The 21,908-nt window shown below is 64.9% G+C and carries 19 protein-coding genes; 9 read left to right on the forward strand and 10 right to left on the reverse strand.

What is annotated here, in order from left to right; all coding sequences use genetic code 11:
- Positions 1 to 185 precede the first annotated feature (185 nt).
- The 7 genes from IFO71_RS08255 to IFO71_RS08285 all read right to left on the reverse strand — a co-directional run bounded on the left by IFO71_RS08255 (position 186) and on the right by IFO71_RS08285 (position 7,587).
- A complete protein-coding gene (locus IFO71_RS08255; protein WP_192029088.1) occupies positions 186 to 1,439 on the reverse strand; it encodes a TCR/Tet family MFS transporter in 1,254 nt (417 codons plus the stop codon).
- 130 nt (positions 1,440 to 1,569) lie between these two features.
- Positions 1,570 to 2,145, reverse strand: a complete 576-nt coding sequence (gene folE, locus IFO71_RS08260; RefSeq protein WP_425502884.1) for a GTP cyclohydrolase I FolE — start codon at positions 2,143 to 2,145, stop codon at positions 1,570 to 1,572.
- Between the two features lie 58 nt (positions 2,146 to 2,203).
- Positions 2,204 to 3,064: an MlaA family lipoprotein gene (locus tag IFO71_RS08265; RefSeq protein WP_192029090.1), complete on the reverse strand. Its 861-nt coding sequence runs from the start codon at positions 3,062 to 3,064 to the stop codon at positions 2,204 to 2,206.
- A complete protein-coding gene (locus tag IFO71_RS08270) occupies positions 3,051 to 3,674 on the reverse strand; it encodes an MlaC/ttg2D family ABC transporter substrate-binding protein (RefSeq protein WP_192029092.1) in 624 nt (207 codons plus the stop codon). The genes IFO71_RS08265 and IFO71_RS08270 overlap by 14 nt, the downstream gene beginning before the upstream one ends.
- A gap of 542 nt (positions 3,675 to 4,216) precedes the next feature.
- On the reverse strand, positions 4,217 to 5,014 hold the full coding sequence (locus tag IFO71_RS08275; RefSeq protein ID WP_192029093.1) for a rhomboid family intramembrane serine protease: 798 nt from the start codon (positions 5,012 to 5,014) through the stop codon (positions 4,217 to 4,219).
- A 261-nt stretch (positions 5,015 to 5,275) separates the two neighbouring features.
- The gene (locus tag IFO71_RS08280) at positions 5,276 to 6,238 is read right to left on the reverse strand and encodes a TerC family protein (RefSeq protein ID WP_192029095.1); all 963 of its coding nucleotides are present in this window, start codon (positions 6,236 to 6,238) and stop codon (positions 5,276 to 5,278) included.
- Positions 6,239 to 6,654: 416 nt separating this feature from the next.
- Positions 6,655 to 7,587, reverse strand: coding sequence for a LysR substrate-binding domain-containing protein (locus IFO71_RS08285; protein WP_192029211.1), 933 nt, complete (start codon positions 7,585 to 7,587; stop codon positions 6,655 to 6,657).
- Positions 7,588 to 7,717: 130 nt separating this feature from the next.
- Between IFO71_RS08285 and IFO71_RS08290 the strand changes: the two genes are divergently transcribed.
- From IFO71_RS08290 to IFO71_RS08325, 8 genes are all read left to right on the forward strand, one after another.
- Positions 7,718 to 7,909: a hypothetical protein gene (locus IFO71_RS08290; protein WP_192029096.1), complete on the forward strand. Its 192-nt coding sequence runs from the start codon at positions 7,718 to 7,720 to the stop codon at positions 7,907 to 7,909.
- A gap of 499 nt (positions 7,910 to 8,408) precedes the next feature.
- On the forward strand, positions 8,409 to 9,110 hold the full coding sequence (locus IFO71_RS08295; protein WP_192029098.1) for an ABC transporter ATP-binding protein: 702 nt from the start codon (positions 8,409 to 8,411) through the stop codon (positions 9,108 to 9,110).
- The gene (locus tag IFO71_RS08300) at positions 9,097 to 10,086 is read left to right on the forward strand and encodes an HlyD family secretion protein (RefSeq protein WP_192029099.1); all 990 of its coding nucleotides are present in this window, start codon (positions 9,097 to 9,099) and stop codon (positions 10,084 to 10,086) included. Before IFO71_RS08295 ends, IFO71_RS08300 begins: the two co-directional genes overlap by 14 nt.
- The gene (locus tag IFO71_RS08305; RefSeq protein WP_192029101.1) at positions 10,083 to 11,084 is read left to right on the forward strand and encodes an HlyD family secretion protein; all 1,002 of its coding nucleotides are present in this window, start codon (positions 10,083 to 10,085) and stop codon (positions 11,082 to 11,084) included. The genes IFO71_RS08300 and IFO71_RS08305 overlap by 4 nt, the downstream gene beginning before the upstream one ends.
- A complete protein-coding gene (locus IFO71_RS08310) occupies positions 11,077 to 12,312 on the forward strand; it encodes an efflux RND transporter periplasmic adaptor subunit (protein WP_192029102.1) in 1,236 nt (411 codons plus the stop codon). The genes IFO71_RS08305 and IFO71_RS08310 overlap by 8 nt, the downstream gene beginning before the upstream one ends.
- A complete protein-coding gene (locus tag IFO71_RS08315; protein WP_192029104.1) occupies positions 12,309 to 13,550 on the forward strand; it encodes an ABC transporter permease in 1,242 nt (413 codons plus the stop codon). Before IFO71_RS08310 ends, IFO71_RS08315 begins: the two co-directional genes overlap by 4 nt.
- 324 nt (positions 13,551 to 13,874) lie before the next feature.
- Positions 13,875 to 14,729: a formyltetrahydrofolate deformylase gene (gene purU, locus IFO71_RS08320; protein ID WP_192029106.1), complete on the forward strand. Its 855-nt coding sequence runs from the start codon at positions 13,875 to 13,877 to the stop codon at positions 14,727 to 14,729.
- 110 nt (positions 14,730 to 14,839) lie between these two features.
- Complete coding sequence (locus IFO71_RS08325) at positions 14,840 to 16,771, forward strand: M23 family metallopeptidase (protein ID WP_192029108.1); 1,932 nt, start codon at positions 14,840 to 14,842, stop codon at positions 16,769 to 16,771.
- A gap of 397 nt (positions 16,772 to 17,168) precedes the next feature.
- Here IFO71_RS08325 and IFO71_RS08330 read toward each other — a convergent pair whose 3' ends face one another.
- On the reverse strand, positions 17,169 to 18,431 hold the full coding sequence (locus IFO71_RS08330; protein ID WP_192029110.1) for an HlyC/CorC family transporter: 1,263 nt from the start codon (positions 18,429 to 18,431) through the stop codon (positions 17,169 to 17,171).
- A gap of 246 nt (positions 18,432 to 18,677) precedes the next feature.
- Between IFO71_RS08330 and IFO71_RS08335 the strand changes: the two genes are divergently transcribed.
- Positions 18,678 to 18,923: a hypothetical protein gene (locus IFO71_RS08335; RefSeq protein WP_192029111.1), complete on the forward strand. Its 246-nt coding sequence runs from the start codon at positions 18,678 to 18,680 to the stop codon at positions 18,921 to 18,923.
- 41 nt (positions 18,924 to 18,964) lie between these two features.
- Here the strand turns inward: IFO71_RS08335 and IFO71_RS08340 are convergent, their stop codons facing one another.
- Both IFO71_RS08340 and IFO71_RS08345 read right to left on the reverse strand, forming a co-directional pair.
- Positions 18,965 to 21,598 carry a DUF349 domain-containing protein gene (locus tag IFO71_RS08340; RefSeq protein WP_192029113.1) on the reverse strand — a complete coding sequence of 878 codons (2,634 nt, stop codon included), beginning with the start codon at positions 21,596 to 21,598 and terminating at the stop codon, positions 18,965 to 18,967.
- Positions 21,599 to 21,668: 70 nt separating this feature from the next.
- Positions 21,669 to 21,899 (reverse strand): DUF1289 domain-containing protein, encoded by a 231-nt coding sequence (locus tag IFO71_RS08345; protein ID WP_192029114.1) that lies wholly within the window; start codon positions 21,897 to 21,899, stop codon positions 21,669 to 21,671.
- Positions 21,900 to 21,908 lie beyond the last annotated feature (9 nt).

Raw genomic sequence — 21,908 nt, forward strand, 5'->3', positions numbered from 1 at the left:
GCGCAAAGGACCTCAGGGCGAATGCCCTGCGTAGCCGCGCAGCGGCCGAATGAGGGCCGTGCCAGCGCCGAAAGATCGCCAACACTCTGTTATCTCAACACCATCGGTCGAAACTCTCGCCCCCCTTGGAATTGCCGGATCTTTCGGCGCGACCTCATGAAATATCCGGGCTAGAGGTACGCGGGTTAGAGTGGCCGGGCCACCGGCGCGGGCGCCGGTCTGGTCAGGCGCTGACTCAGGTACGCCGCAACCAGCAGCAGTGCTGCGGAGAGCAGGAAGGGCGCGCCCGATAGGCCCACCGATCCGGCCACCAGCATGGCGGCGAAGACCTGACTGAACACAGCCGGGCCGATCACCCCGGTCAGGCTCACCGCACTGGTCACCGCGCCCTGCAGGCGGCCTTGTTCATGGGCATCGACCTGGCGAGTCATCAGGGTCTGCAGGCTGGGCCCGGCCAGACCCCACAGGGCCATCAATGGAATGGCGCAGAGAAAAATCGTGCCGGTGGCGGCCAGGCCCTGCAGGGCAAATCCCGCGGCACCGCATAGCAGGCCCAGCAAGAGGGCGGCGCGCTCGCCGATGCGCGGTACCAGTCGGCGCACCAGGCCGGCCTGTACGATGACATTGCACACCCCGACCAGGGTCAGCACATAACCCACACTTTGTTCGCCCCAGCCGTAGCGGTGGCTGGCGTACAACACGAATACGGTGGGCAGGGCGTAGTGCGCCAGTTGCGACAGCACGGTTACGCCGACCAGCCCGAACACCTGCGGGTAGCGACGCAGCATCAACAGCGATCCGGCCGGGTTGGCGCGCTTCCATTCGAAGCGGCTGCGGCGCTCGGGCGGCAGCGATTCCGGCAGGATCAGCCAGCCGTAACAGAGGTTGGCCGCTGCCAGGCCGGCGGCAACCCAGAACGGCAGGCGCAGGTCGATCGCGCCGAGCAGACCGCCCAGGGCCGGTCCAATCACGAAGCCGATGCCAAAGGCGGCGCCGAGCATGCCAAAGCTGGCCGCGCGTTTTTCCGCCGGGGTGACGTCGGCGATGTAGGCATTGGCGGTGCTCAGGCTGGCCGAAGTGACGCCGGCCAGCACTCGGCCCAGAAACAGCAGCGGCAGAGTATTGGCCAGGGCCATCAGGACAAAGTCCAGGGCCAGCCCGGCGTTCGACAGCAGGATCACCGGGCGTCGGCCGAAGCGATCGCTGAGGGCGCCCTGCAGCGGCGAGCAGAAGAACTGCGCCACGGCGAAGGCGGTGCCAAACACGCCGACCCACAGTGCCGCCTGTGCGGTGCCGCCGGCGAAGCGCTCCACCAGGTGCGGCAGTACCGGGATGATGATGCCAATCGCCAGAATGTCGAGCAGCACCGTGATGAAGATGAACAGCAGGGCGGCACGGCGCACCGGCACGATCAGCGGTGGTTGGACCTCGGCATCCACGGCGGGCAGGGCTGGGTAGGGGGCGGCAGTGTAGCCGGTATCGCCGTCAGCGGCGACCGCAGCCAGGGCCGGATGCGAAGCCTTGCTAGCGGGTGCGAAGCCTGGCCAGTATTGCGGGCTTGCCGAACGATCAGCCGTGTCTGACGAACTGCAGGAACTCGGCCCGGGTGCGGGCGTCTTCGCGGAAGCTGCCGAGCAGGGTGCTGGTGACCATGCTGACGCCGCGCTTGTGTACGCCGCGAGTGGTCATGCATTGATGCACCGCTTCGATCACCACACCGACACCGCGCGGCTTCAGCACATCGTTGATGCAGTTGGCGATCTCGGCGGTCATCTTCTCCTGCACCTGCAGACGGCGGGCGAAGCCGTCGACCACCCTGGCCAGCTTGGAGATGCCGACCACCTTGTCGACCGGCAGATAGCCGACATGGGCGCGGCCGATGATCGGTGCCAGATGGTGCTCGCAATGGCTTTCGAATTCGATATCGCGCAGCACGATCATCTCATCATAGCCAGCGACTTCCTCGAAGGTTCGGCGCAGGTAGTCGGCCGGGTCGGCTTGATAGCCGGAGAACCAGTCCTGAAAGGCGCGAGCGACCCGGGTTGGGGTGTCGCGCAGGCCTTCGCGCGATGGATCGTCACCGGCCCAGCGCAGCAGGGTGGCAACGGCTTGTTCGGCTTCGGCCTGGCTGGGGCGTTGACTCACCGTCGGAATTCCTTGTTAGGGGCAAGGGCATGGGGCATGTCTTGCCGGCGCCGCTGACTCATTGGCGGAACGATTCCATGTTCAGGTCGGGAATCTCGATCTCGTAGTCAGGCAGCAGGTAGTCGGGCAGTTGATCGCTGCAGTCGATCAGCTGACAGCGGCGGTACTGCAGGTAGCTGTCGCGGACCAGCAGGTACTCGTCCTCGGCATCCTCCAGGAAGGCCTCAGCCGACAGCGCGCCAGCGCGGGCGTCGATGCCATACAGCACCGACACTTCAGCGCCATGACGGCGGGCCAGCCAGTCGACCGGACTGACCTGCCGATTGACCAGCTTGCCGGCCCCGTCGCGCAAGGTCGAGGGGCCGAATACCGGCAGCACGAAGTAGCGTGAGCGCTGCCAGCCCCAGCGGGCAAAGGTCTGGCCGAAGTCGGCGCGCTCGTTGGGAATGCGCGCCTCCGTGGCCGGGTCGAAAATGCCGCCGATTCCGAGCGTGGCGTTCATGGTGAAGCGCCCCAGGGCTGCCGCTGCCAGCTTCGGTTTGCCCTGCAGCAGCTTGTTCAGCATGACGACCGGCTGCTGCAGATTGCCAAAGAAATTGCTTACGCCACGGCGCAACAGACTGGGGGTGACGCGTTGGTATCCGCGCGCCACCGGTCGGAAGATCATCTTGTCCAGTCCGCGATTGAAGCGGTACATGTTGCGGTTGTAGCGCTGCCACGGGTCGAGCTGATCGAACTCGGTGCTCAGTGCGGGCGCCTCCTGTTCGGCGGCGGCTGGCCGATCCGGCAGCATATCCTGGCCACGTGCACTGAGGCCGGCGCTGCCCAACAGGCAGATCAAGCCAGCCAGCCAGGCGCCGAGTTGTGTCGAAACGATATGTCGTGGGCCGCAGGGGCGGCGTTGATCAACTGCCGGCATCGATCGCTCCACTGCTCAACTTGGCGGTCACTGCGTCGATCGATTCGTTGCGCAGCAGTTCGTCGAACTGGTTGCGGTAGGTCTGCACATAGCTCACACCTTCGACGATGACATCGAATGCGCGCCAGCCCTGTTCGGTGCGCAGGAACATGTAGTCGACCGGCACCGGCTCGCCGGCGCGGCGCATGATATCGGTGGCGACGCGCATCATCTTGCCGTCGCGCAGCGGCGTTTCCGACTTCACCTTGATCGAAACGCCGGGGTCAACGTCGAGCAGGGCGTTGCCGTACTTGCGCATCAGGTTGTCCGAAAGGGCCACGGCAAAGGCATTGATCTTGTCGGCGGCGACTCCGCGCGAGTGGCGCCCGAGCACCAGGCGCGCCGAGTATTCGCGTTCGAACAGGCTGTCGAGCTGCGCACGCACGTAGCGATGCAGCTTCTCCGGCTCGGCGCGGAACTCATCGCGACGGCTGCTCAACTCCTTCAGCACCGCCACCGAGCGGACTTCGACCATGTCACCGGGACTGTCTTCGGCCTGCACAGCCACCGGCGCGAGGCCCAGGCCGAGGCCAATCAGGATGAGAAAAGATGAAAGCAGGGCGCGCAGCATGGTGACTCCGAGGTTCACTGAATCTTGTTTGCACTTGTTGATGGTGTCCGGCGACAGCCCACCTACGGCGCCATCGACCCGAACAGATGCTCGATCCTGCCTGAACTGACCTTAAGCACAGGCAACGGGTTCAATCGCAGCCTGCCTATTGTCGCCGAACCGATGGCGGTCTGCTTGTTCTGAGCAGGCCTCTGGGCGGTGCCGCGCAAACAGGGGGCAGCAAGGCCTACGCCCTCCGGCGCTGCGCGCCGCAAGGGGGAGGGGCGCCGGAGCTGTGGCGACATTGATTTGTCCGGGCCGGCGGTGTCTTTCGGTGCGACCTCATGAACTATCCGGGCTAGCAGGCTGCTGAGACTCATTTCAGCAGCCTGATTTTGCGCGCCACGGCGCGCGCGGAAATCGAACACGCAAGTGGTTGATTTCCGGCATGGATGGCGCGGCTTTGCCGCGACCGGCTTGCCGTGAGCCTGCCGAACGGCGGTCCCTGAGCTTGTCGAAGGGTTGCGCTGAAAACCATCCAGGATGGAGGTCTCAGCAACCTGCTAGTCGTTGCCGCGCTCCACGTCCGGTGATCGAGCCGGGAATCGCAGGACCTGGCCGCGCGGTTCTGGGCGGTTGGTCTCGTTGGTCTCCTCGCGACGCCATAGCACCGGCACATCCTGTGGCGGCGGCAGCCGGAACTCCTGATCGGGCTGCAGCTCCTCTGCTTCGTCTTCCCAGCTGTAGCGGCGTCGCGGCGGCGTTGGATCCAGTCGCGCCCAGCGCCAGGCGGCCAGGGCGCCGGCGATCGCACCACACAGGTGATATTCCCAGGACACTCCCTCCTCGCGCGGCAGCACGGTCAACACCATGCCGCCATAGAGGAAGAACACCAGCAAGGCGGTGGCGATGGCCGGGCGATCGCGGCGGATCAGGCCGGCGATGAACAGGAAGAACATCAGTCCATGGCCGATGCCGCTGGCGCCAAGATGGGCGGACGGGCGGCCGATCAGCCAGGTGCCAAGGCCGGCCAGCATCCAAATCAGCAGCAAGCTGCGCGGTGCGGCCCGCGGCAGGCTGGCCAGAGTCAGGGTGCCGAGAATCAACAGAGGCAGCGTATTGGAGACCAGGTGGGCCAGCGATGCATGCAGCAGCGGCGCGCTCAGCACGCCGATCAGGCCGGTCCACTCGCCCGGCCGCAGGGTGAGGCCGCGCAAGGGCAGCTCAAACGCATGTTGCAGTAGGGCGATCCACCACAGCAGGGCGACGAATCCAGCGCTGATCAGGGCTGAACGCCAAAGACGCCGGCGTTCGGCCTGTTGTTGGTGTTCGGATTGATGTTCGGGAAGTGGAAGGTCCATGAGCTCAACATGGGGCAGGATGGCTCAAGGGCAAGTGAGCGTCGCCGGCATCAGCTGATAACGCGAGTTGTCGTTAGAACTGCTTTGCTAAGGGATGCCTTGCTCCGCGACCGATCCCGCAGATTGTAGGGTGGGCCTGAGGCCCACCATCGCGGAGCCAATGGTGGGCCACAGGGCGACCCGATCATTTGCCGATTTCTTGCGCTCTTAAGCCCCGTACGCGCCAGCCGTGGCGCGCCTCAACAGGTTGTTGGGTGAGTCTCAGCTCCTGACTCGCAGATGCTTCGGCGGCACCAGCAGGCTGGTCACCATCGAGGTGATGATGGTGGCCGCTACCACCGCCAGCGAGATGGCGATCGGGATCTTGTAGTAGTCCATCAGCAGCATCTTGGCGCCGATGAACATCAATACCAGGGCCAAGCCATAGGCTAAGAGGTGGAAGCGTTCTTTCATGTCGGCCAGCAGGAAGTACAGCGCGCGCAGGCCGAGCACGGCGAACACGTTGGAGGTCAGCACGATGAACGGGTCGGTGGTGATGGCGAAGATCGCCGGAATCGAATCAACGGCAAAGATCACGTCGGTGATGCCGATCATCAGCAGCACGACGAACATCGGTGTGAACAGCCGCTTGCCGTTCTCGACGATCCACAGCTTCTCGCCATCCATCTCGCGGGTCAGCGGCAGATGGCGGTTGATGAAGCCGAGGATCGGGTTTTCCTTCACGTCGCTTTCGTCACCCGCGGCCCACAGCATCTTGGCCCCGGTGATCATCAGGAACAGGCCAAACACGTAGAGGATCCAGTGGAAGCGGGCGATCAGGGCCGCGCCGATCAGAATCATGATGGCGCGCAGCAGGATGGCGCCGATCACGCCGAGAATCAGAGCGCGCTGCTGAAACTCCGGTCGCACCTTGAAATAGGAGAACAGCATCAGGAAGACGAAGATGTTGTCGACCGCCAGCGCCTTTTCCACCAGATAGCCGGTGAGGAACTCCAGCGCTACGCGATCTGCCGCCGCTGCGGGTAGGTGCTCCGCCAGGTACCACCAGAGCCCGAGATTGAATACCGCGGCCAGTGCCACCCAGGCCAGCGACCACAGCAAGGCTTCGCGGGCTGACACCTTGTGTGGGCCATTGGAACGCAACACCAGAAGATCCACCACGATGGCGACGATCACCAGGGCAATGAACGCCGCCCACATGCCGGGCGTTCCAACACTATGCATACAGACTCCTTGCTGGGTCGATCTCGGCTGGGCCGCTCTTGGATCGGCCGCTTCCGAGGTCGTGGAGGGCATGCCACCGATCGGTCGCCGCCAGACGCATGGCCACGGCGCGCTCCGAAATGGGGCGGCTCAGCCGGGTGCTGGGCAGGGGAACGTGTGGTATTGGCATGCCATCCATCGATAATTGCTGGGGGGCACGACGCCTTCGGTCAGACATACCTTCGCCGTCGCGGCGAAGGTCTCGCTCGCACCGCAGAATCGTGTCTGCTGGTGCCCACCGTACCGGGGCATTGCGCCCGTGATGACGATAGCGGTGGCGGGAGCTACTCCCCTTCTTGCCCGGCCATTGTATCCACAGAGTGTCACGGTTGCGCAATGGCTGGGCGAGCAGGCGCGGTCGACCCTTCTGCCGAGACTCATTCAGCAGCGCGCGGCTCGGCCGCGTTGCGGGCTTCGTCTTCGGCCTGCAGCTGGACGCGGTAGTGCCTGGCCTGCTCGGCGATCCAGTCGCGGAAGGCCAGGAAGGCGGCACGCTGGCTGCTACGTCCCGGCCAGACCAGATAGTGGGCGAATTCCGATTCCAGACGCTGTTGGCTGAGTGTGATCAGGCGGCCGGACTCGAGCAACGGGCGGATCAGGGTCATTCGTCCCAGGGCCACCCCCAAGCCTTCGGCGGCGGCGCGCTGCAGGCTTTCCGAGTCGGTAAAGCTGGCAACGAAGCGCTTCGGCGCCGGCCCGGTTTCGAAGCGGCGAAACCAGTCGCCCCAGCGCCCCGCCGGATCCCCCAGCAGGGGCAGTCGGGCCAGCTCGTATTTGTCGCCCAGTTGCAGCCGCTGGGCCAGGGCCGGGCTGATCACCGGGGTCAGGCTGTCATCGAACAGGTGCAAGGCCTCCACTCCGGGCCATTGGCCGGGGCCGAAACGCAGCGCGGCATCCAGTCCGATCTCGCGCTGAAAGTCGACCAGGTTGGCCTCCGAGCGCAGACTGAGTTCAATCTCCGGGCAGCATTCGACGAACGAGCTAAGTCGCGGCAGCAGCCAGGCATTGCCCATCGAGGGCAGCAAGCTGATCGACAGCACGTGCGGCTGGCGGCCGCTGGGGCGGAGGCTGGCTTCGATCTGATCCAGGGCCGGGCCAATCTGCTGCAGCAGGTCGCGACCGGCTTCTGTCAATTGCACGCCACGCGCGCTGCGTTCGAACAGGCGGTAGCCGAGGCCTTGCTCCAGTTGTCGAATCTGGTGGCTGAGAGCACTGACGGTGAGATGACTGGCCTCGGCGGCGCGGGTCAGATTACCGACCCGGGCGGCCAGCACGAAACCTTGCAGAGCGTGCAGCGGTGGACGGCCCATCTTGAATTTCATTCAAGTTGCTGTTGAGAAAGTATCGCTTTTGCAGGAGCAAAAGGCGAGTTAACTTGAGAGCCATGGGATGGGCGAAGCAAGCGCGCCGAATCCCCCAATCTCAATGGAGAGCCACCGCATGAGCATCTACGCCTACTTCAAGGGGCTGATCCCGCAGCCCACCGACACCCCGCCGCGCACGCCTACGTTGCTGGAGTTTGGTCCGCGTTATGGCAATCGGATTGCCAATCGGCACGCGCGCGGCGCACTGCACCCGGCGGCCTGCGCCGAGGCTCGGCCGCCCTTGCCAGCACGCTGCTGTACCTGCTGACAGCCGGCACCGGCGCGGTGTTCTAGCCCGGATATTTCATGAGGTCGCGCCGAAAGATCCGGCAATTCCAAGCGGGGTGAGAGTTTCGACCGATGGTGTTGGAATCTCTGAACAAATTCAGAGATTCCTGTGGTGCACGGATGCACCGCGGCAAAGCCGCGCCACACCTGCCGTGAGCCTGTCGAACGGTTTGCCGGGAATCAAACGCTTGCGGGTTTGCTTTCCGAGCGCGCCGTCCTTGGCGCGCGATATCAGGCTGCTGAAATGAGTCTCAGCAGCCTGATATCGCCTCGCAAGGCACAGGGCCGGAGTGCAGGGCAGGACAGTCCGGCCTCTGCTTCTCAAGCTCGAGATTCAATCAGATCCGGCCTTGCGCCAGTGAACTCGTTCACCGGTTGGTTGCGCTGCGGAACTTTCGCTGGCAGTGCGTGGTATCACAGCCAGCCCGAACGCCAGGGGACGCCAGGCCTAGGGAACTCGTTCCCTCCTTGGCCTTGGCATGATCGAACTGAACGGCGTTCAACGCCACTATTCCACCGGTGGTCAGCGGGTGACGGCGCTGGCTGCCGTTGATCTTGAGATTCACCGCGGCGAGTACGTCGCCATTACCGGCGCTTCGGGCTCCGGCAAATCGACCCTGCTGAACATCCTGGGCTGTCTGGATCGGCCCAGTCAGGGCAGCTATCGCTTGGATGGCGAAGACACTGCCGCGCTGGATGACGAGGCCCTGAGCCGGATGCGCAACCAGCGCATCGGTTTCGTGTTTCAGAGCTTTCATTTGCTGCCGCGGCTGAGCGTGCTGGAAAACGTCATGTTGCCGGCGCGCTTTGCCGGGCGTCTGCACGACCCGCTGATCGAGCAGCGCGCCAGGCAGTTGCTGCAGCGGGTCGGCCTGGGCGAGCGCCTTGAGCACCGGCCGCAGGAATTGTCCGGTGGGCAGATGCAGCGTGCGGCGATTGCCCGTGCTCTGGTGATGCAGCCCAGTCTGCTGCTGGCCGACGAGCCGACGGGCAATCTCGACTCAAGAAGCGCGCGGGCGGTGCTGGAACTGATCGATGAGCTGCATCGCGGCGGACAGACCGTGGTGCTGGTCACTCACGATCACGATATCGCCGGCCATGCGCCGCGCGAGGTGCGCCTGCGCGACGGTCAGGTGGAGCTCGATCGTCGGGCCGCGGAGGTGCACGATGCGCTGGCTTGAGCGCGGCGTGGTCTGTGTGTGCATGCTGGCCTTGATTGCCGCCGGGTCGGTGCAGGCCGCAGCGCGGTTGATCACGGGCGAGCTGAAGGCCAGCGACGCTGAGGGCATCTACGTGCCGCAGTCCGATTCCAATCCGGTGGTGCTGCGCTATCTGGCGCCCGAGGGCAGTCTGGTGGAACCGGGTGATGTGCTGCTGCGGATCGATCCAGGCGCGGCGGCCAGTCAGGTTGATCAACTGCGCTCCCAGCTGGAGGTGCTGAAGGCCACGGTGGCGAAGGATCTGGCGGCGCTGGAAGTGGCCGAAGTGGATGCTGAGCTGGTTGCGCGTCAGGCTGCGGCCAGCTTGGCCAAGGCGGCGATCGACGCCAAGGTGCCGGCCGAGTTCCGCTCGCGCCTCGACTACGATCGACTGCAGGGCGAGCATCTGCGCGCGGAACAGGAGGCTGCACTGAAGCAGGTGGAGTGGCGCAACGCCAATGAGGCGGTGACCCGCAAGCGGGTCGATAGCGCGATCGAGATCGAGAAGCTGCAGAACGATCTGGTCAATGCCGAGCGTCAGGTCAGCCGCGCCGAACAACGCGCCCGCAGCCGCGGCCGGGTGCTGTATGGCTTCGATCCCTGGCAGGGTCGGCGCTATCAGGAGGGATCGACGGCCTATTCCGGTCACCGCGTCGGTGATGTCATCGGCCAGTCCAAGCTCGATGTGGTGGCCTACGCGCTGGAGCCGGATCGTGCTGGGCTGAAAATCGGAGCGCCGGTGCTGTTGCGTCTGGATGCCTTGCCGGAGGCCCTGCTGAACGGCAAGGTTCAGCGTATCAGTGGCGCGCCGGAGCCGCGCAGTCAATGGGGCGATGGACGCTACTTCACCATCGACATCGCTATCGAAAGCGAGATCGATGCGCTTGGTCTATTGCCCGGCATGAGTGTGCAAGTGGAGTTGCCGGTCCAAGACGATGCACCGCAGGTGGCGCCATGAGTCATTCCTTGCAACGTGCCGCGGGGTGGCTGCTGGCTGGCCTCGGTCTGGGCTGCGGCCTGAGTGTCGGTGCCGCGCCGCTGGCCCTGGAGGGCGAGCTGTACGCGCGTGACAGCATCGCCCTGATGCCACCCAGCATCGATGGCCTGTGGCAGCTCAATATCAGCCTGCTGGCGCCCGACGGCGCGGCGGTGAAAGCCGGGGAGCCGGTGCTCGGCTTTGATGCGACACAGCTGCAGAACAATCTGCGTGAGAAACAGAGTCAGCTGGACGAGAAAATGAGTCAGCAGCACAAGCTGAGGCTCGAACTGGCCGAGCGCGAGCGCAATGAGACGGTGGCCCTGGAGCAGGCGCGGGCCGAGCTTGAAAAGGCTCAGCGCAAGGCCAGTCAGCCGGCCGAGCTGCTGGCCAGCATCGAATACCGCAAGCTCAGCGTGGACAAGCAACTGGCCGAACAGGCCTTTGCCTTGGCCGAGCGCAAGCATCGGCTGGCGGCCGAACAGCGGCGGCAGGAGCAGCGAGCCCTGCAAGCCGAGATTGCCCAGCTTAGCGCCGAGGTCAAGCGGATCGAGACAGGTATCGGGCAGATGACCCAGGTGGCGCCGCGCGATGGTCTGCTGCAACACAAGTCCGGCTGGGATGGCAATAAATTCGAGGTCGGCTCGCAGGTATGGCGCGGCCTGGCGGTGGCCGAACTGCCCGATCCGGCCAGCATGGCGGTGCGCGCCCACTTGCCGGAAACCGACTATCTCAAGCTGCGCGCCGGTGATGTGGTGGATGTACGTGTTGAGGGCAGCGGCCTGACCCTGCCGGCCCGGGTCGAGGCGATCGGCAGGGCGGTGATCAGCAAGTCGCGCCTGCAGCCGGTGCCGGTGATCGAAGTGACCGTGAGCTTTGAGCCAGAGGCGCTGGCCAGTCACAGCAAGAAGCTGAAGCCAGGTCAGGCGGTGCGCGTGTTGCGCGCTGACCGCCAGGGGGAATCTGTCAATGATGAGTGATAGCCCGAGCGCGCTGCGCCCCGGTCTGCGTCTGAGTCTGGCCGTCGCCCTGGCTTTGATGGCGACTGCCTGCGCTGCCCCTGAGGGTTCCAGTGAAGCGCTGGAACAGGTGGTGGTGGCGCCGTTGAAGCTGGAGATCGAGGCGCGCGGCGAGCTGCGTTCGGTGAAATCGACCCCGCTGACGGTGCCCGGCGAAAACTGGGCGCGGCGGCAATATGCCTGGCTGGTGACCGATGGCGAATGGGTGGAGCAGGGCGATCTGGTGGCGCAATTCTCTGCCGACGAGATCGAACTGGCCTTGAGCAAGGCTGAGCTCGATTTGCGCCGCAATGCCCTGGCCCGTGCGGCCAAGCAGGATGAGCTGCAGGTGTCCGATGGTCGAGTGCAGGTGGACATTGCCGAGGTCGATACCCAGCTCGATATTGCCCGCCGTTACGCCGGCGCCGATCTCGATATGCTGGCCCGCAATGAAGTGCTGGATGCCATCCAGGACCAGGCCTTTCTCAGCACCAAACGCGATGTGTTGGACTGGAAAAGCGATCAATCGAGTGCTCGCGGCGCAGCCGAGCTCGGTGTGCTGGATTCGCAGAAGTCCAGCCTGGAGCTGACCGCGGACATCAAGCGCAAGGATCTGGGCGCGCTGGAAGTACGCGCGCCGAACGCCGGCGTGGTGGTGCTGACGGCTGACTGGGGGGGCGACAAACCAAAGCTCGGCGCGGCGACCTGGGCCGGGCAGGAGTTCGCTTCGCTACCCGATCCCAGCACCCTGGAAGTGCAGCTGAAACTGCCCCAGCTGGAGGCGCAGGCGCTGAAGGTCGGGCAGAAGGTCGAGCTGTTTCCGCTTGGCCGGCCGGAGCAGCGCATCGAGAGCGAGCTGAGCTGGGTGGCCTCGGCACCACAGCAAAGTGGCCGGCGCAACCCGATCAAGACCATCTCGGTGAAAGCACCGGTTGATGCCGAAAGCGCCCGCCGCTGGCAATGGGTGCCAGGGCAGGCCTTCGTCGGTCGCATCGTTCTGGCTGAGCATGCCGAAGCGATCAGTGTGCCCAACCTGTCGGTGATCAGCGCGGGCGAGAAGCGCTACGTCGAAGTGGTCACGGGCGATGTGGTAGAGCGCCGTGAGGTGGAGCTGGGTGTTCGTGGTCCTGGGCGCAGTCATGTGCTGAGTGGGCTGAAGGCCGGTGAGCAGATCCGCGTGTTGCCGCAATTGGAGGACAGTCAGGCATGATCCAGCAGCTACCCATTGAATGGCGCGAAGCGCTGGAGGAGCTGTGGCGACGCCGCCTGCGCACTGGTCTGACCCTGCTCGGTCTGGTGTTTGGCGTGGGCGCCATCGTGGCCATGCAGGCGATCGGTGAGGGTAGTCGACGCGAAGCCTTGCGCCTGGTGCAGGGGCTCGGTCTTAACAACCTGATTGTCAAATCGATCGGTACCGATGAGGACGGCTTGCGCGAGCGACGTCAGCGCAGTCTCGGCTTGAGCCTGATCGATGCCAGTGCGCTGCAGGCGGCCGTGCCCGGGGCGGAGGCGGTAGCGGTGGAGAAGGAGATCAAGGTGTTCGAGGCCCTCGGCGGCGGTGAACGCAGCGATGCAAAGGCCAGCGGGGTCAGTCCGGCATTCTTCGCCTTGTCGGCGCTGCAGGCCGGGCAGGGCCGACTGCTCGATCAGGCCGATGAGGAGGGCCTTGCAGCCGTGGCCGTGCTGGGTCATCAGGTGGCCCAGCGCCTGTTTCCTCAGGGCAATGCCGTCGGTCAGGCGGTCAAGCTCAACCACGTCTGGCTGCGGGTGGTGGGTGTGCTGGCTGATCGCGACCTGTCGAAGCAGGACTTCGAGGGCGTGCAGCTGGGCTTGGAGTCGAATCGCATCTATGTGCCGTTCGCCAGTGCGCAGGCGCGCTTTCGCTTCCAGCCAATGGAAGATCAGGTCGATCGGCTGATCCTGCGCCTGGCCAGGCCTGAACAGGTCGTTGCCGCGGCGCCGGTGGTCGGCGCGGCGCTCGATCAGCGCCATGCCGGGGTCGAGGATTATCAGCTCATCGTGCCCGCCCAGCTGTTCCGACAGCACCAGGCCACCCAGCGCATCTTCAGTATCGTGATGGCGGCGATCGCCGCGGTGTCCCTGCTGGTGGGTGGCATCGGCATCATGAACATCATGCTGGCCAATGTGCTGGAGCGTAAGCGCGAGATTGGGCTATTGCGCGCCTTAGGTGCACGCCAACGCGATGTTACCCGGCAGTTTCTGCGCGAGGCAGCGGTGATCTGCATCGCCGGGGCTGCGGCCGGCGTGCTGTTTGGCGCCGTGCTGGCCTATGCCATCGCCTGGGGCGCTGACTGGCAGGTTGCCTGGGCGCCGTTGCCGGTGCTGTTGGCGGTCGTGGCCTGCAGCGCGGTGGGGCTGGCGTTTGGCGTGTATCCGGCACAGCAGGCCGCCAGGCTCGATCCGATCGCGGCGTTGCGCACCGAGTAGCGCGCGGGCGAGATCGGCCCGGTGAGGGCCGTGCCAGCGCCGAAAGATGGCGAACACTCTGTTATCTCAACACCATCGGTCGAAACTCTCGCCCCGCTTGGAATTGCCGGATCTTTCGGCGCGACCTCATGAAATATCCGGGCCAGGTCGGTGCGCGCGGGACGGTGGGCCATGGCCCACCCTACGGCGTGCCGCCCACCCCCGCGCGGCCGCGGGTGCTCGCGGGGGGTGTTGGTGGCCTCGGTAGCGGTGGGGGCCGCCACAGCCGACGAATCGCCGCTACACTCAGCGACCCCTGTCCGATCCCCATCCGACCGCTGACCGATGCACCATAAAGATTACATTCTCACCCTGAGCTGTCCCGATCGCACCGGTATCGTTTATCGAGTATCCGGTCTGTTGTTCGAGTTCGGCTGCAATATTCTCGATGCGCAGCAGTTCGGTGATGAGGAAACCGGGCGATTCTTTCTCCGGGTGCATTTCGATCTGCCGCAGGAGGCGGTGCTCGAGGTGCTGGGACAGCGCGTGCAGGGCCTGGCAGCCGACTACTCGATGGACTGGCAACTGCACGACGCCCGCCGTCGGGCAAGGCTATTGCTGCTGGTCAGCAAGCACGGCCATTGTCTGAACGACCTGTTGTTTCGCTGGCATAGCGGACAGCTGCCGATCGACATCGCGGCGGTGGTCAGCAACCATGCCGATTTCGGCGAACTGGCGGCGTCGTACCGATTGCCGTTTCATCATCTGCCGGTCAGTGCCGTCAACCGGGTTGAGCAGGAGCAGCAGATTCTCGATCTGGTGAACCAGCAGTCGGTGGATCTTGTGGTGTTGGCGCGCTATATGCAGATTCTCTCGCCGAGCCTATGCAATGCGCTGGCCGGGCGGGCGATCAATATCCATCACAGCTTTCTGCCCAGCTTCAAGGGGGCCAAGCCCTATCATCAGGCCCACCAGCGCGGCGTCAAGTTGATCGGCGCCACGGCGCACTACGTGACCACTGATCTCGATGAGGGGCCGATCATCGAACAGGACGTTGCCCGGGTCGACCACAGCATGAGCCCGCGCGAGCTGGTCAGGTTGGGCAGCGATATCGAGTCGCTGGTGCTGGCGCGTGCGGTGCGTCGGCATGTCGAGCATCGCATCCTGCTCAATGGACACCGCACCGTGGTGTTCAGGTAGCTTCGAGGCTCGGCGAGGTCCGATCAGGTCACACTCAGCGCGATGGCGCATCATGCTCGAAGCGCGCAGCCAAAGGCTGGCTACGCCCTCACTGATCTCAGGAATCCGCTATGAAGACATTGAAGCTTGGCCTTGCCGTGCTCGCGACCTCGGCATTGGCCGGCCTGCAGGCTCAGCCAAGACTGGCCGAGCCCGTGTTGATCGGCGGCGGTCCTGCGCCGACGGTGGCCCATGCGCCGATCAGTCCGATGCAGGAGTGGACCCTGCTGCGCGAAGCGCAGGCCAACATGGCGCGTCTCGGCATCAAGCCGAAGGGCGCCGTGGCGCCGTTCGAATGGCCGATCGCGCTGGAGCCGGGCATCGAGGGTACACAGCGCACCGCGATGGTCAATTTCGTCGATCTGAACCCGGCGTTTCCCAACCAGTTGCGCGACTACCAATGCGGTCGCCGTACCTATGACACCGCGGCCGGCTACAACCACCGTGGCACCGATATCGGCCTATGGCCATTCAGCTGGCAAACCATGGCGCAGGAATCGGTGACGGTGCGGGCGGTGGCGCCGGGCAGCATCGTGCTGAAGCGCGATGGCAACTTCGACCGCAACTGCAGTTTCGACGTGCCGGATACGCCGAACTTGCTGTTCATCGCCCATGACGACGGCAGCATCGGCTGGTACTTGCACATGAAGTCCGGTTCGTTGACCGACAAGGAGCCGGGTGATCGCGTCGAGACCGGTGAGGTGCTGGGGCGGGTGGGCAGCTCAGGCATTTCGACCGGTCCGCACCTGCATTTCGAACTGCGCGACAGTCTGGCCGGCAATGCCGCGGTAATTGATCCATTCAGTGGCCAGTGCAATACCCAGCCTTCACGCTGGGCCGAGCAGCCGGACTACCAGATCCAGCGCCTGGAGTCGGTTTCCTTGCACAGTGCCCCGCCGGAGCTGTTCCAGGATCAGTGCAACCGGCCGGAAAACCCGCATCATCAGCGCCACTTCCAGCCTGGCCAACGTCTGTATCTGGCGCTCTACTACAACGGTCAGCGCGCCAACGAAACGGCCGAGATCCGCTTGCTGGGCCCGGACGGTGCCGAGCTTTTCAACTTCCCGTTCGCTGCCACTGCCCAGCAGATGGGCGGCGACTATCTGCCCGGTTCGTACTGGTATTTCCCGCTGGACCTGCCGACGGTGCTGGCGCCCGGCCGCTATCGCGTCGAGGTCGATTTCGCCGGTCACACGCGCAGCCAGGACTTCGCCGTCGGCGGCGCCATCTATCAAGCCAGCGGTGCCTGGTTCGAGCCGAGCCAAAGCGGCCACGGTTTCATCACCGAAGTGATCAACCAGGCCGATGGCGTGAAGCTCGCGGTGACCTGGTTCGCCTATCTCAACGGCGAACCCATCTGGTTGTTCGGCGTGGGACCGATTGTCGATGGTCAGGCGCGAGTGCCGGTGCTGATCTCCCGCGGCGGTGATTTTCCCCCCAACTACGACCCGGCCGCAGTGGCGTTCGAGCCCTGGGGTGAGTTGAACTTCGAGTTCAGTTCGAGTGAGAGCGGCGCGGTCAACTGGACCACCAGCTACCCCGGCTACGGCTCAGGCAGTTTGAATCTGACCCGATTGGCGCGTCTGGGCGACATCAATCTGGATGACTTCGATCGCGGCATGCGCGCCTGCGCCAGCGGCAGCTGGTACTCGTCGACGCAGAACGGTCACGGCATTCAGGCCCAGGTGCTGGACATCGATGGCAGCCGGCAGTTGCTGATCGCCTGGTATGTGTACGTCAATGGCAAGCAGACTTGGCTGACCGGTCTGGGCCCAATCAGCGGCAAGCGCGCCGTGGTCGAGCTGCGCCTGACCTCAGGCGGCCAGTTTCCGCCCGATTTCGATCCCGCCGCGGTGCAAAGCCTGCCCTGGGGACAGGCCGAATTCGACTTCATCGACAATCAGAACATGGAGATGCGCTGGCAAAGTGAGTTGGAAGGCTTCGGCAGTGGCAGTCTGCAACTGCAGCGCTTAACTACGCACTTGCAAGCACAGTGTCTGTAGGGCGGCTTTTAACCTTAGGTCTCCCCACCTTTCTTGATGCCGTTCGCAAAGTTTCGGATTGCTCCGAGACTCCGAGTTCGCCGGGCACCATTTGCACGTCGAACGCTGGTTGTACGAGCTGTGCGGCCAGGATGCCCGGAAGGCGCATTCACTGGGTGGTTTGCTTTGGGCCACTCTTTCTTTGACAGCGGGCATCCTGCTCGGGCCGCCCGACGGGCGGAACGAAACGCTCTTGAGCTTGATTTATTGTTGTGGCTCTTAACCAATTGAGACTACTGTTCGTTTCTGGGGAGAACCTCAGGTTTTAGCCCGCCACTGCAGTGCCTGACACATCGTTCGCCCCAACGCCCATCGGTGCAGCAAGCTGCACCCTATCGTTGAGTTTGCCCGGACCCGCCTATTCTTCCTTCGGCGCCGCAATCCGCACCAGCCTAACCACATTGTCTTCCACCTGCTCAAAGCGCATGTTCAGGCCTTCGATGCGAACGTCCTGGCCGGGTTGTGGCAGGGTCTGCAGGTGATTGAGGATCAGGCCGTTGAGGGTGCTGGCTTCTTCGCTGGGCAGCTCCCAGCCCATCCGGCGATTCAGGCTGTGCAGGGCGATGCGGCCGTCGACCAGGATCGCGCCATCGCTTAGTACCTCGATGCGCCGCACGCTGTGCTTCGGGGCGCTGGTGAATTCGCCGACGATTTCTTCCAGGATGTCGGCCAGGGTCAAAAGGCCGACGATATCGCCGTATTCGTCGACAACCAGGGCCGAGCGTCGATGCAGGCGCTGGAACTCCAGCAATTGCTGTGGCAGGCGGGTGCCCTCGGGAACGTAATAGGCCTTGCGCAGGGCGCTCTCGATGCGCTTGGCATCGATCTCGCGCTGGTCATGATGGCCGATCAGGGCGCGTAGGTTGAGGATGCCCAGCGCATTGTCGAGGCCGCCGCGATGTACCACGGCGCGGCCAAACGGAAATTCGGCGATTTCCCGGCGCAGCTCTTCAATCGGCTGATCCAGGTCGATGCCGCGGATCTCATTGCGCGGCACCATCACGTCTTCGACCCGCGCTTCTTCCAGGGCCAGGATATTGAGCAGCATCTTGCGATGGCGCTCGGGAATCATCTGGCCGCCTTCTTCCAGCAGGGTGCGCAATTCTTCCGGTGACAGCGCTTCGTCCTGTTTCTGGTTCTTCCTGTGGCCGACCAGAAGCAGCACCAGGGAGGAGATCGAGTTGACCACCTTCACCAGCGGCCACAGCCAGCGCAGCAGCGGCCACAGCACATAGGAGGCTGGCAAGGCGACCCGTTCCGGATTGAATGCCGCCAGGGTCTTGGGCGCCACTTCGGCAAAGATCAGCACCACTGCGGTCATCACGATGGTGGCCACCAAGGGCCCGCTTTCACCAGCCAGGCGGACGAAGGCGATGGTCGCAATCGAGGTGGCCAGGATATTGACGAAGTTGTTGCCCAGCAGGATCAGGCCGATCAGCCGATCTGGGTTCTCCAGCAGCTTGGCTGCCTTGATTGCGCCCTTGTTGCCCTCGCGCACCAAGTGCAGCAGGCGATAGCGATTCATCGCCATCAGCGCGGTTTCGGAGCTGGAAAAGAAGGCCGAGCAGCACAGCAGCACGACCAGGGAAGTGAAAAGAGCGCTAAGCGGAATGTCGTTCATCGATGAGTTGGCGGCGACCGTAGGTGGGGCCTCAAGACGTGGCAAGGCCCCGGCCAGGCTGGCGTCGGGACGGATACGCTCGCATAGCTATGGGGCAGCTTGCAAAGCCAAGCGCAGAATCTGCGGTTCGGTGGCAAGAATTCAAGTGCCCAGGCGGTGCGCCTGCCATTCAGCCAGAGGCAGCGCGCGGCTGTCACACTGCGGCCGACCTGGCGTCCACCTGATGAACCCGCACTCGGAACCTGTATGAGCAAAGAATCGCGCGACTACCTGGAAATGTCCTTCGAATCGATCCGCTGTTTTGCCGATGATGGCCGGCTGGATGCCCGCGAGCTGCGCAAGCTGATCGACATTGCGCGCCGTGACGGCGTGATGGACCCAAACGAAATGCGTGTACTGCGCAGCATCATCGCCAAGATCCGCCCAGAGGAAGTCGACGCTGAGATGCGTCAGGAGTTGCTCTCCCTGGGCGAGAGCCTGGGCCAGCGCTGAGCCCAGCGGGCCGGCGGTGGGTCGTACCCACCGCCTGTGCTTCAGCCTGCCTGCGCGGCCGCGAATGCAGCGCGAACGCGTTGGTTAAGTCCCTGTCGCAGCGAAGCCTCAAGATGCGGGCGGCATTGCAGCTCGATCAGGCAGTCGAGAATCTCCTCGCTGGCAGCCAGCGGCGCTGCGCCCTCCAGTTTCCGCGCCAGGCGCTGCATCTGTTCCTGCCGACGCAGTGCCTGATCGTCAGGCGGCGAGTCGAGGCCAGCGGCCAGTTCGGCGCGCACCGCCAGCAGTTCGGCCGGCGCCTGCGACTCGGTCTGGGCATCGTTGCTGCTGTCGGCGGCGGTCTCGGCCAGCGCCTCGAAACGGCTGCGGGCGGACGCCGGCAGGTCGAGGCTGGCCAGGGCTTCGCGAAGCGCAGCGGCAGGGCGCCGCTCGGCCAGCCAGTCGCCGGCCCGGCAGATCGCCTCAAGCTGATCAAGCTGGCGCTGCTGTTGTTGTCTGGCCTGAGCCCGACGCACCGCTTCGCAGGCGCGATCGAAACGGCGCTCGTCGAGGTCGGCGGACGGCGCCGGGCGTTTTCCGCGTGCTGTCTCGCTGCCGTCGTTGACCTCGGGGCGGCCCAGTTCGCGCCAGCGCTGGCGCAAGCTCTCGACATGCGAATCGGCGTGCAGCAGGCGCTCAGGCTCGGCTGTCGCCAGGGCTTCCAGCTCGGCCAATAGGCCGTCGGCCGCCTGCTGAATCTGTTGGCGTTGCGCCTGATCGGCGTCCTGCCTCTGCCGCAGGCCGTCAAACAATGGGTCGATCAGTTCACGCAGTTCCTGCCATAGTGCGTCCTCGTCCTGTCGACGACCGCGCGCCAGCTGCTTCCATTCCGCTTGCGCGGCCTTGGCCAGACGGATGCCGGCTTCCGCATCGGCCGCGCCCAGGTCGCGTTTCAGCTTGGCCAGCAATTTGCGCTTGCCCAGCAGGGCCTGCTCGCGCTGGTCCTTGAGGCGGGCAGCGATGCCATCGAGCTGAGCGCGGATCTGAGCGGCCAGTTCGTTGCGCTTTTCCGGCGCCGCATCGCGCAGCTGATTGAGCCCATCGCGCAGGGCCTGCTGGCGCTGCAACAGCGCCGCGCTGTCGGCGGCTTCGCTGAGGCTCTCAGTCAGGAGCTGCTCGATCGCCTGTGTGCGTTCGCCGCGCAGTTCGCGGCGCTTTTCGAAGTAGGCCTTGGCCGGAGATAGCGCCTGGTGACACAGGGCGCGAAAGCGACGGCTGATCCCCGCATCGCTGGGCGGTGCCTGATCGCCGTCAATCTGATCGAGCTTGCTCCACTCTGCCTGCAGCTCCTTCACCCGGCTGGCGACGGCGTCGGGGTGCAGACCGCTGCCCTGCAGTGCCGCTGTCTCCTCGCACAATCGCTGACGCGCCTGTCGGCTGGCCCAGCGCTGGGCCTGAGCCAGCTCGGCCAGTTGCTGCTGGCAGGTCTGCCAGCGGCGGCGCAGCGCGGCGGACAACTCGCCGGGCTTGGCAATGCTCTGCCAGGCCTCCTGCGCGGCCTGCGCCTGGCCCTGGCGAAGCGCCTGTTCCACCTGGTTCAGCGTGCTGGCCGCAGCCTGTTCACGCGACTCGCGCTCGGCCTCTCTGGCGGCCTGGCGCTGCGCCTTTAGCCAGTCGTTACGTTGCCGTCGGCGCTGCTCGAGCAGCCGGCGCAGCGCTTCGATTCTGGCATCTGCCGATCCGCGCTCGGCGCTGAGCGCCTCAAGCTGTGCGGAAAGTGCCTGCAAGGACTGATCGAAGTCGCTCTGCTCGATGTTCGGCAGTTGGTCTTGCAGTGCCTGGACAGGCTTATCGCTGCTGGGTTCCGGCGCAGCGGGCGCAGGTGTGGGTTCTGCCCTGGGCGGCGGCGACCAATCGCCACGTGCAGCGCGCAGCGCCAGCTCGGCGGTATCCAGGGCGCCCTGCACACGGCGTTGCGTTGCGGCACTGACCTGTCGAGACAGCTGTTGCCACTCCTGCTGCAGCGCGGCCAGTTGCGGGTCGCGATCGTCAGGCAGCTCGCGGGTCAGTCGTCCGGCCGCTTCGGCGATGGCCTGGGCGCGCGTTTCCAGCGCCGTCGGATCGCCGGCGGCGATGCGCAGGGCGTCGAGCTTGTCGCGTGCGGCGCGGGCCAGGCGCTTGTCCTTCTTGCGCACGGCATCGGCGATCCGCTGCAGGGCGTCGGCCTGATCGATCTGTTCCAGCAGCCACAGCCGAAGCTCCGGGTCCGGGTCATGGATGCAGCGTTGCAGCTTCAAGTTGCCGCGCTGGCTGCGTTCCAGGGCCAGACGGCGCAGTCCGCCAAGGGCGGCATTCTGCGCGACGTCGGACAACACCTCCTCGTCGTGCACCTGACGCAACGCTTCCAAGGCCGCCGATTCCTCAACCTGCGGTACGCACAGCCGTTGAATCAGACGTTGCTTGGCGGCTTCGGCCACCGCACTGTCGTGCTCACCGCGCATGCGTCGTTCGAGCACCGCCAGATCGTCGATGCGGCTGATCGCGGCGATCCGCACCGTTGGGTCGGGATCAGTTTGTGCCAGCTCAGGCAGGGCCGCTTTCAGGGCCGGGTCCTGCAGGGACTCAACTGCCGTCAAGCGGCGTTTGGCGTCGGCGTGTTGCCACTCAGGTTTGCGTCGGAATCCGAACAGCTTCATTGCAATGCGAGGCGAGGAGAGAGCCGCACAGCCTGCGGGTTTATCGCCGGCTGTCAAGCGCGGCGTCGAATCAGGGGTCGAGCGCAGGCCGATGACCGCGCTTTTCGAGCCGTTGCCGGGCCAGTGCCAGGATCTGTCGCTGGCGTTCGGCATTGGCGCCGTGCCAGTCGAGGATCTCCTGCAACGTCCGGCCGCAGCCGCAGCAGATGTCCTGATCATCGAGACAGCAGCGCCGCACGCAGGGCGAGCGCGGCTCGTCCTGGCCACGCGGGTCTTCGCTGTCGGCGCTGTGCCTGCGCATCGCTCGGTT

It is taken from the genome of Pseudomarimonas arenosa, assembly GCF_014841215.1.
In the GTDB taxonomy this organism is placed as follows: domain Bacteria; phylum Pseudomonadota; class Gammaproteobacteria; order Xanthomonadales; family Xanthomonadaceae; genus Pseudomarimonas; species Pseudomarimonas arenosa.